Source organism: Vibrio lentus (genome assembly GCF_002875945.1).
Lineage (GTDB): Bacteria > Pseudomonadota > Gammaproteobacteria > Enterobacterales > Vibrionaceae > Vibrio > Vibrio apostichopi.
The window spans coordinates 1-6,321 of sequence record NZ_MCZK01000171.1 but is presented as its reverse complement, the minus strand read 5'-3'; the positions used below and the strand labels follow the sequence as shown (position 1 = coordinate 6,321).

At 42.7% G+C, this 6,321-nt stretch carries 8 protein-coding genes and 1 pseudogene; 7 read left to right on the top strand and 2 right to left on the bottom strand.

All coding sequences use genetic code 11. The features are described 5' to 3' along the window. The 4 genes and pseudogenes from BCT49_RS22740 to BCT49_RS22725 form a co-directional block, all read left to right on the top strand. Window positions 1-351 (top strand): annotated as a pseudogene (locus BCT49_RS22740) (MBL fold metallo-hydrolase); the annotation flags it as partial. Between the two features lie 4 nt (window positions 352-355). Further along, a complete protein-coding gene (locus tag BCT49_RS22735; protein WP_102438407.1) occupies window positions 356-694 on the top strand; it encodes a GFA family protein in 339 nt (112 codons plus the stop codon). A gap of 81 nt (window positions 695-775) precedes the next feature. Then, complete coding sequence (locus BCT49_RS22730) at window positions 776-1,276, top strand: GNAT family N-acetyltransferase (protein ID WP_102438406.1); 501 nt, start codon at window positions 776-778, stop codon at window positions 1,274-1,276. A 162-nt stretch (window positions 1,277-1,438) separates the two neighbouring features. Beyond that, window positions 1,439-1,720 (top strand): hypothetical protein, encoded by a 282-nt coding sequence (locus BCT49_RS22725; RefSeq protein WP_102297952.1) that lies wholly within the window; start codon window positions 1,439-1,441, stop codon window positions 1,718-1,720. Window positions 1,721-2,059: 339 nt separating this feature from the next. Here BCT49_RS22725 and BCT49_RS22715 read toward each other — a convergent pair whose 3' ends face one another. Then, window positions 2,060-3,037 (bottom strand): DUF1254 domain-containing protein, encoded by a 978-nt coding sequence (locus BCT49_RS22715; protein WP_102438402.1) that lies wholly within the window; start codon window positions 3,035-3,037, stop codon window positions 2,060-2,062. 116 nt (window positions 3,038-3,153) lie between these two features. On the opposite strand from BCT49_RS22715, the gene BCT49_RS22710 reads away from it, so the two are divergent. Further along, complete coding sequence (locus tag BCT49_RS22710; protein ID WP_102438400.1) at window positions 3,154-4,035, top strand: LysR family transcriptional regulator; 882 nt, start codon at window positions 3,154-3,156, stop codon at window positions 4,033-4,035. Window positions 4,036-4,203: 168 nt separating this feature from the next. Here BCT49_RS22710 and BCT49_RS22705 read toward each other — a convergent pair whose 3' ends face one another. Next, the gene (locus tag BCT49_RS22705; RefSeq protein ID WP_102438398.1) at window positions 4,204-4,812 is read right to left on the bottom strand and encodes a TetR/AcrR family transcriptional regulator; all 609 of its coding nucleotides are present in this window, start codon (window positions 4,810-4,812) and stop codon (window positions 4,204-4,206) included. A gap of 183 nt (window positions 4,813-4,995) precedes the next feature. Here BCT49_RS22705 and BCT49_RS22700 point away from each other — a divergent pair, with 183 nt between their 5' ends. Then, window positions 4,996-5,568 carry an NAD(P)H-dependent oxidoreductase gene (locus BCT49_RS22700; RefSeq protein WP_102438396.1) on the top strand — a complete coding sequence of 191 codons (573 nt, stop codon included), beginning with the start codon at window positions 4,996-4,998 and terminating at the stop codon, window positions 5,566-5,568. 49 nt (window positions 5,569-5,617) lie between these two features. Further along, window positions 5,618-6,319 carry an SDR family oxidoreductase gene (locus BCT49_RS22695; RefSeq protein WP_102438394.1) on the top strand — a complete coding sequence of 234 codons (702 nt, stop codon included), beginning with the start codon at window positions 5,618-5,620 and terminating at the stop codon, window positions 6,317-6,319. The last annotated feature ends 2 nt before the right edge of the window (window positions 6,320-6,321 follow it).

The window sequence follows — 6,321 nt, the reverse complement described above, 5'->3', positions numbered from 1 at the left end:
TCTAAGCGGAGAAGAGCCCTATTAGTAATCAAAGAGTGTGATGGTTTAGTGATATTTACCGGTTGTGCGCATAGTGGTGTTCTCAACATGGTTGATACTGCGATCGAGCTTTTCCCTGGAGAGAATATTAAGGCGGTTGTTGGGGGCTTCCATCTCGTTGGATTACCTCTATTCGATAGTATTGGTGGAACTAAGCAAGGTATCAGAGACCTCGGCCTCGCATTATCACAATATCCAATTGATAAACTTTACACAGGGCACTGTACCGGTCAGAAGGCTTATGGTTTGTTGAAAGAAGTACTTGGAGAGCGTCTTGAGGCGATGCCTACAGGTAGATGCATTGAGGTGTAGTTATATGGAATTAAAATGTCATTGTGGAAATGTTAGCTTAACGTTGAGCTCAATACCTAAAGAGGTCGGTGAATGTAATTGTTCTATTTGTCGTCGTTATGCTGCTGCTTGGGCGTATTTTTCGCCGGAGCGGGTTCGAATTGATTCGAAAGACAAGACTGATTTCTATTGTTGGGGAGATAAGGAAGTCGAGTTTCATCGTTGTAAATTGTGTGGTTGTTTAACACACTACGTAACAACAGAAAAATGCTCAGAAGAAATCGTGGCGGTGAATATGAGAATGGCTGAAAATGAATTGCTCTCTAGTATTCCTGTCCGAAAAATAAATGGCGCCTCGTATTAATTCATTTTGCTCGGTGTTGCACTCGGATTTCAAAGACGAGTCCTGAGCATGAAAAGGAATCTAGAAATTAAAGGACATTACATGGAAATCAGAGTAGGGACATTACCTGATATTACAGGCATCACCGATATATTTAACTTCTATATTAAACACACCAATGCGCGGTTTGAAGAAGAGGAATTTACGTTGGAAAACCGCCAGCAGTGGTTCGCTCAGTTTTCAAACAACAGTAAACATCAGCTTTATGTCGCGACAGAAAATAGTGCGTTATTAGGTTTCGCCTGTTCTCAACAGTACAGAGCGATGTCAGCGTTTGAAGATACTGTCGAAGTCACCGTTTATCTGGCGGAAGAAGCGACAGGTAAAGGCTTAGGTTCGAAATTGTATTCTCAGTTGTTTTCATCCATTAGCACCCACGGTGTTCATAGAGCCTTGTCCGGTGTCGCGTTACCAAATGATGCTTCAAGTGCGTTACACAAGAGTTTTGGTTTTCGAGAAGTCGGCGTATTCAATGAGTACGCAAAGAAAAACGGGCAGTACATCAGTTCGATGTGGTTAGAAAAGAGGTTTAACGCAGAGTGAGATTGATAGCTAAGCACTGGAAGTTGATTCCTATTGCTTGGTATTTTAAGTCCTTAATAGTTTTACAGCGAAGGTGTTTTACGTAAGGTTCAGATTTATGTTGGTTTACGACTGAATTGGGCGTTATATTGGTCTTAGGAACACTATTAAACAGGAAGTAGTATGAACTTGGATAAAGCTAAAAAACGTATCGCTAAACAGGTCAAAAAGGGATTCAACGGTTATCCTAAAATCACTCTAGCGTACTACGGCGCTACCAAAGAATGCGCGACTGAAGTGGCTGTTCAATTCACGTTAGGCGAGGGCGACAGTGTTCAAGAAGAGCGCTTCTCATGTGAAACTGAAATCAGAGACAATGAGCTCATTCAAACAACCTTATTAAAAATAATCGAGAGAGCGAACGCTAACTCAGTGATCGAGATTGAAGGCGTTACTGTTCTATAGTTTTTGTTGAGCAGCGCTGGTTGATGATTTGATGGTTTACATCAAGCGGCAGTGCTGCCTAGATCTTAATGCAATACTCTTTAAGCTGTTTCTGTCTATCTTCAAATTTGTGAAACCTCAGCTTACCTAATTTTGCCCCATTCCTTTTCATTGAAAGCGATTCATTTAACGCCATCAATTGAGAGGGAAACAAACACATGGCTTTACCTATTCTCATTTGAAAACAGTCATAAAAAAGACGCGATACCTTTGAAGCACTTTGCTTACTCGGTATCACGTCGCTTTTCATGAGTTATGTTCGTTCGCTTACGTTGGCTAGCATTAATTTGATGACTTAAGTTAGCCTGCCTTCTTAATCATAGCGGCAGGGTTGTAACCTTTCTCGCCTTTGCTTACGGGCTCGCTAGGATTGTAATGGCGCACAAGAACATTAAATTTACCGGTCTTATTACCTTCCATCGTTGGGATATTGTTTGGCTGACCTTCACACCCGAAGCGGAGAGTGTAGGTTCCATCGCTATTCATAACGGGTGCCATTTCACTCGAAATATTGGCTTTATCGTTAAACATACGACCATCAGCGTTATATACCGTCGCTGACCAGAATGAGCCTGCCTTCGGATCTTTGAAAGTCGTCTCATAACATGCATTCGCATCGAAGTATTGGCTTGTTTGGTAGATATTGTCTTCGACCATCGCGCCACCCCAACCGCCAGCCGCGCCAACATAATTCATATAATCAGTTTGGCCGCTTTCTTTGTTACCAAACGCTTTTGATTGGTCATATCCATCACTGAAATCGATGTTGCCAGCTTTATCCGTGGCACTGAAAGACGCCATGTCCCACTCTTTTACTTCAAACGGTTTATCACTGCCTGTTTCAATCTTCAGGTTACGGCGTGCATCATCTTCAAGAGCTCGGACGATAACAAATGCGTGGTCGGTTTTTGCGCTGATTTTATGACGACCCGAACCGTAGATCATTGGCTGCGTCTCGTGATTTTCGTCCACGACTTGCAGTGACACATATTGGTCAGTTTCTGGAACCGTCACATAGACATCATCGTTCGACATGTCGATGACTGAAACGGAGTAAAAAGTGTCTCGATTCATTCGCACAACGAACTGTTCTTCTGGAACGCTGCTCGGTACGGGCATCTCAAAGAATGTATTGATACCACCGGCTTTCTCTACGACCGCGCCGAGACGCATGTTGGTGTATGCCTGAGCAAAATTATCTTCCGTGACGATAGTTGGCGCTGCAAAAACGCTGGTTGAGAATAAAGCGACAGCAGTAAGGGGGAATAGCTTTTTCATAGTAGCGACCTTTATATTTCAAAGTGAATGTCATTTGGAAGAGTATTATTTGCTCTGCCGATAGAGGTTACTTTATACTTCCTAAATGGAAAGTGTGGAAAATAGGACTTGCCCAAATGGAAAGTATAGACCTGAATTTGCTGCGTACCTTTGTATTGCTGTGTCAGTCGAACAGCCTTAAAAGGGCGGGGATGAAACTGGGGATCTCTGAGAGCGCAGTCAGCAAGCAAATGACCAAGCTAAGAGATCAATTGGGGCACCCACTTTTCGAACGCACCACTGAAGGACTAAGGCCAACACATTATAGCAAATCCATTCTGCCCGATATTGAACACGCCTTGTCCTTGATGCACTCCGCTACCTCACCGGTGACATTCGATTCTGCCAGCTATGATGGGCCTATCACCCTTGCTTTTTTCGCCTACACACTGGAGTTTTCAGGTGTTGACCTATTTAGGGAACTCTCGAAAACGTTTCCCAAAGCACAAATAGAGCTGAAGACTTGGGCATCCGATACAGAGCAAAAATTAGAACAGGGTGACATTACCTTAGGTGTACATTTTCTAACTGAAGACCGTAGTACGAATATCTTCCAGAAACGCATCATGGCCGATCAACTGGTGATCGCTGTTTCAAAGTCATTGGGGCAATTAACATGGGAAGAGGCGTTGAAATTGCCTTTTATCAAGATCCGAAGCCAAGGCTGGAATGAAGATCGTTACCGATATTTAGAAATGTTGAAAAGTAGTGGGATTGAGCCGCACATCAGTATCACGGTGGACAATTTTTCAGTTGCGAGGCAAATCCTAGAGCAGGGTGACCACGCCTGCGTATTAAGCGATAGTTGGAAGGACGCATCGCTTAACACCATAGAGCCACCCAAGGAACTAAGGATCGATCTAAATCTTGTGTCCTGCATGCGTCTTGTCGATCGCCAAAGCCCTCTCAACCTTGCCGTTCATGACGTGGTCAAAAGGGTTATGCTTCAATCTAGGTAACGAATGCCTCATTCCAGCGATGGTCGGTGATTTATCGCGTTCCTCTAGGTCAATCTGAATTACCTTTTCTCATAATTATCAATACGTAAAGATGATTACACATGAAGGTAGCTCTATTCTCTATCAGGCAGTTGTATTCAGGGAATTCTAATGGGTACGATATTCAATTTAATTGTCATTGTATGGAAGCGTGCTCAACGCGTAGTCCATTATTTCATTCAAAGCTTCTTTTGGTTGGCCGGTTCGGGCTTGTATCGCTAATCCGTAACTAACGGACAACAGATACTCGACCAAGAGCTCGATACTCGTATTTTTAGGTAATTCTTCGGAGTTAATCTCTGAATCAATTAAAGCAATTAATGTCGACTTTGTTTTTATCCCAACATCTCTTAAGTAAGTTTTTGCTTCCTCTGGAAAGGCAACGCTATCTGATTCATTCAAACTTTTTATCAACAAGCACCCAAGTGGTGTCTCATTATCTGTGAACAATTCAATGAGTCCATAGAAGCAAGCTCTCAGCCTTTCTTTAAGGCTCGCGCCAGAAGAAGCGGTGAGGTGATAGTAATGGGGCGCTGCGTATTGTGTTGAATAATGCACTAGAACATCTTTAAATAACTGATCTTTATTGCCAAATGCAGCATACAGGCTAGGTGAATTTATCCCAATTTCTGATGTTAAGTGAGAGATCGAAGTTCCTGAATAACCGTTCCCCCAAAATGTGCGCATTGCTTTATCTAACGCGACATCTTTATCAAATATTCGTTTTCGTCCTGCCATCAATGTTCTCTTCTTCTAAATAACCTTGTTTACATGATTTTGTAGTAATCGATACAAAATGTCAATTGGCCTATTGACATTCTGTAATGATCGATACAAAATGCACGCAACTTAAAGTGTAACGATCGATACAAAATGTATGTATTAGTCAATCACACCAAAATGTAAACGTAGGAATTAATTATGAAGACCACTGTTATTTTTGCTCATCCCGATGTGGAAAATGGCTCAATCGGAAACAAAATTGTTCTTGATGCTCTAAACGATACAACCTCGGTTGAGGTACGTGAGTTATACAAGATGTACCCAAACCGTATTGTCGACGTAGAAGTAGAGCAGCAAGCATTGCTTAATACTGATGTCATCGTACTGCAATTCCCGTTTTATTGGTTTGGTGTGCCATCACTATTAAAAGAGTGGATGGATACGGTACTGACCCATTCATTTGCCTATGGTCCTGATGCTGACCACTTGAAAGGAAAGCAATTGTTACTTTCCACCACTGTGGGCGGGAGAGAAGAGCTTTATTCAGCGACAGGTGCTCACCTTTATGCTGTTGAAGATTACCTTAAGCCTTTCTATCGCCTTGCGAGTGCGACAGGTATGACTTTCCTTAAACCAGAGATTTCATATGGTGTGTCATATAACCCAAGCGTAGAGAACCGAGCAGAACGTGATAGAGCGGCTAATATTGCAAATGAACATGCATGTCGACTTATCGAGAGAATAGCTTTGGAAAAAACCTTAGCGGCATAACCTCCGTCCAACACAAACCGAAATAAATGAAAGACATTAGGAATAAATCATGAATACCAATATTGAAAACAAAGTCATTGTGATCACAGGTGCGAGTAGTGGACTAGGTGAAGCTATGGCAAGAAAGCTAGCTTCTCAAGGTGCAAGTGTCGTACTGGGTGCTCGCCGAGTTGAAAAACTGAACGCGATTGTTGCGGATATTAAAAATGAGAATGGACATGCAGTAGCGTTAGCGACAGATGTGACTAAAGCTGAGAGTGTGAAAGCATTGGTGGATTTAGCCGTAACGACGTTTGGTCGCGCAGATGTGATGATCAATAACGCTGGTATTATGCCGCTTTCCCCTTTAAGTGCACTGAAAGTGCAAGAGTGGAACGACACCATCGATGTGAATATCAAAGGTGTGCTCAATGGTATTGCTGCCGCGCTTCCTGTGTTTGAGCAACAAGAAACAGGACACTTCATCAACCTTGCTTCTGTAGCGGGCCATAAAGTTTCGCCAGCGAGCAGTGTGTATGCAGGCACTAAATTTGCTGTTCGTGCGATCAGTGAAGGACTACGTATGGAAGTGGGTCGTAATATTCGCACAACCGTTATCTCACCTGGACTCATTGATTCTGAACTCAAACATGGCAGTTCAGATGCAACGACCTCTCAATTTGTAAACGAGGTGTATAAAGATGCCATTTCAGCGACGTCTATCGCTAATGCTGTCGCTTATGTGATTGAACAACCTGAAGTGGTCAAGTAAAA

Excerpts from the sequence above, each read along its gene's own strand:
- BCT49_RS22735 (WP_102438407.1), top strand. The coding sequence starts at position 356 with ATGGAATTAAAATGTCATTGTGGAAATGTTAGCTTAACGTTGAGCTCA.
- BCT49_RS22730 (WP_102438406.1), top strand. The coding sequence starts at position 776 with ATGGAAATCAGAGTAGGGACATTACCTGATATTACAGGCATCACCGAT.
- BCT49_RS22725 (WP_102297952.1), top strand. The coding sequence starts at position 1,439 with ATGAACTTGGATAAAGCTAAAAAACGTATCGCTAAACAGGTCAAAAAG.
- BCT49_RS22715 (WP_102438402.1), bottom strand. The coding sequence starts at position 3,037 with ATGAAAAAGCTATTCCCCCTTACTGCTGTCGCTTTATTCTCAACCAGC.
- BCT49_RS22710 (WP_102438400.1), top strand. The coding sequence starts at position 3,154 with ATGGAAAGTATAGACCTGAATTTGCTGCGTACCTTTGTATTGCTGTGT.
- BCT49_RS22705 (WP_102438398.1), bottom strand. The coding sequence starts at position 4,812 with ATGGCAGGACGAAAACGAATATTTGATAAAGATGTCGCGTTAGATAAA.
- BCT49_RS22700 (WP_102438396.1), top strand. The coding sequence starts at position 4,996 with ATGAAGACCACTGTTATTTTTGCTCATCCCGATGTGGAAAATGGCTCA.
- BCT49_RS22695 (WP_102438394.1), top strand. The coding sequence starts at position 5,618 with ATGAATACCAATATTGAAAACAAAGTCATTGTGATCACAGGTGCGAGT.